This window comes from Actinoallomurus acaciae, assembly GCF_042429965.1.
Taxonomy (GTDB): Bacteria; Actinomycetota; Actinomycetes; order Streptosporangiales; family Streptosporangiaceae; genus Actinoallomurus; species Actinoallomurus acaciae.
Window position 1 is genome coordinate 1 of record NZ_JBHLZP010000787.1, and the last position, 2,771, is coordinate 2,771.

Consider the following 2,771-nt stretch of genomic DNA (forward strand, 5'->3'; position numbering starts at 1 on the left):
CCAGTCGGCGGCGACCTCCAGCAGATACTCGCCGTCCGGTCGGCCGAACGCCGCCACGAGACACCCCGGGCACCGGGCGCGCAGGGCCGCCACCCGTCCGAGCGGCCCGTCGGCGACGACCACATCCGCGATCGGCGGCCAGGGCCCCGGGACGCCGGCGTCCGCGAGCAGGTGCTCGTCGGCGAACCCGGGCCCGCCGGGATGACGCACGTCGATCGCCACGCGGTGGACCACCGTCGCGATCGGCGGCGTCGCCGGTCCCGTGACGACGACGCGCCGCCGGTCGGGGTCGGGTAAGGGGTACGGGTCCGCGTCGTCCGGTGCCGGGTACACCCGGACGCGCCACGCGCTCGTGTCCATCAGGCGGCCCGCAGCCCGTCGTGAGACGCGCAGTCCGGCAGCGGCACCGGTTCCAGCCGGGCCGGGTGGTCCGGCTCGGCCAGCCGCATCAGCCGGTACATCTCCCGCCGCAGGATCTCCGCGGCGCGTCCCGGCACGGAGGTGAGCTCCGCGCGGAGCGCGGCGTGGACGTCCTCGCCGAAGCACCCGGTGGAGGCGTGAAGCTGCGGGGACAGCGGCGCGTCCCAGTCGATCCTCGGCGCGACCGCACCGAGGCGGGCGATGTGCGAGCCCGGCGCGACGTCCTCTTCGGCGAACTCCCCGAGGGCGACGGGCACGCCCAGCGCGGCCCCGTAGTAGGTGACCGAGCCGTGGTCTCCGATCACGTGGTCGGCCGCGATCAGCGCGGCACGCCAGCCCTCCTCCGGCGGCAGCAGCCGTACGCCGTGGCGCAGGCAGTCGGTGTGCCAGCGCGTCACCTGCCGCCGCCCCGACATGGTCCAGATGCCCGGGTGGAGCGCCGCCACGACCGCGTACTCCTCGCGCGGGAGCCGGGCGGCGACGCGGAACAGCACGTCCGGGTGCCGCCCGAACAGCGAGTGCGTTCCCCAGGTCGAGGTGACCAGGACGAGCCGCCGTCCGCGCCCGACGCCGAAGGCGCGCCGGTAGGCCGCGCGGCGCCACCGGCTCTCGACGAGCCGGTCGAAGCACGGGTCGCCGCCGACGACCGCCACGGGTAGCGCCTCGGGACAGTCGCGCTCGACCAGGCGCAGGTGCCGCTCGTGCGGCAGCACGTACGCCGACGGGACGACCCGTCCGCCGACCACCAGGCGGTCGCGGAGCACGCCGGTGACCGGGCGCGGCACGGGCGGCCCGGCTCCCTGGATGCGCGGGTAGAGCTTGCCGGGCCCGGACCCGTGCGGCAGCGTCAGGACGGGCGCGTGCAGGCTCTCCAGCCGTCCGTTCGACGCCGCGATCGCCAGGTCGAAGCGCGTCCGGATCGCCTGGCTCCACGGCACCGTCAGACCGCCCAGGCGGTGAAGGTAGTCCGCGAGCCCGCCGGTGAAGTGCGACGACGGCGCGGCCGTGTAGACGACCTGAATCCGGCGATCGCTCTCCAGCAGCGGCAGCACCTCGGCCAGCCGCGTGCCGGCGGTGAGGTGATGGACGACGGCGAGCACCGTCCGCTGACCCGGCACGGTCGTCCCCTTGGCCGCGTCCAGTCCGAAGGGCCCTGGGACCCATTCGTCGTTCGACAACCTGATCCTCCCCCTATGCGGCGCGGAACGCCGCTGTCATCGGTTTTGGCCGGCGGAGCTTCATCTCCGCGCGCCCGGTCACCAGGAAGTGCGCCGGTCGTCCCGCGGTCGCGGCGACGTACCGGCCCACGGCCACGACCGCCTCGTCCAGGGCGGTCATCGAGATCCCCGCCGCCTGCCAGCAGTGCACGGCCGATCCGTACATGGCGTAGCAGGACGCGACGCCGACCGACGCCGGCGCGATCCGCGGTCCCGCCACCGCCAGCAGCCGTCCGTCGCGCAACCGCAGGTCGCAGCCGCCCGTACGGTGGCCGACGACGACGTCGCCGCGCCGGCGAGCGATGAGGTCGCGCAGCCCCCGCCGTACGAACACACCGGGTACGGCCGGGGTCTCACGGCCGCGGCGGCTCCGCGCGCAGACGACGAGATGAATGTCGGTCGTGATCCACCCGGCCGGCCGCGGCAGCCGATGCCGGTCCGGGTCGGTCATGACCACGAGATGGGGCTCGGACAGTCCCCGCCCTGACGGGATGACCAGCATGCCCGGCATCTCGGCGTCGGACCGGACCGTCCGGTACGCGCCGTGCCGGTCCGGCGGCAGGTGGTCGAGGGCCAGTGAGTCTTCGACGCGCAGCAGGTGAGCCGCGATGAGGCACGCTTCCACGATCGTTTCTCCCGTGGCTAGTCGAGGCGGAACGGCGGAGCGACCGGATCCGTCGTGGGGATGCTGAGGGGCTGCCGGAGCCCGAGGTGGCGGTACAGCAGCGACCGCATGTTGCGGTTGAACCGGCCGGGCTCGGAGGTGATGCGCTCCAGCACCGGCCGGTGCAGGTCCGGCCGGTGCCGCGCCGCGGCCTCGTGGAGCTGTGACTCGATGGGCCGGTACGGCGACAGCCGCGGCGCCACCCGGGCGAGCTCGGCGAGAGCGGAGTCCGGCGCGATGTCGGCCTCGTGGACGCCGCTCAGCAGTACGGACGCCCCGGTGACCACGCCGTACGGGCCGACGGCGCCGTCGTCGATGATCCAGTCGGCGGCGACGAGCGCGGCACGCCAGTCGCCCTCGGGAGGCAGCACGCCGAGCCCGCCGCGCAGGCAGTCGGCCAGGCCCACCCCTCCCGGGCCCGGCTCGGGCGGGAACAGCGCGATCACCCGGTACTCCTCCGCCGGCAGCTC

3 protein-coding genes and 1 pseudogene are annotated in these 2,771 nt (G+C 75.1%); all 4 read right to left on the reverse strand.

All coding sequences use genetic code 11. The features are described 5' to 3' along the window. Window positions 1–360 (reverse strand): hypothetical protein (locus tag ACFFNX_RS46955; protein WP_378212875.1); only part of this gene is annotated, 360 nt, incomplete at its 3' end. After that, complete coding sequence (locus ACFFNX_RS46960) at window positions 360–1,598, reverse strand: hypothetical protein (protein ID WP_378212876.1); 1,239 nt, start codon at window positions 1,596–1,598, stop codon at window positions 360–362. The genes ACFFNX_RS46955 and ACFFNX_RS46960, both read right to left, overlap by 1 nt. A 13-nt stretch (window positions 1,599–1,611) precedes the next feature. Next, entirely contained in the window at window positions 1,612–2,262 is a 651-nt protein-coding gene (locus ACFFNX_RS46965; protein WP_378212878.1) for a hypothetical protein, read from the reverse strand. 17 nt (window positions 2,263–2,279) lie between these two features. After that, a pseudogene (locus tag ACFFNX_RS46970) lies at window positions 2,280–2,771 on the reverse strand (hypothetical protein); the annotation flags it as partial.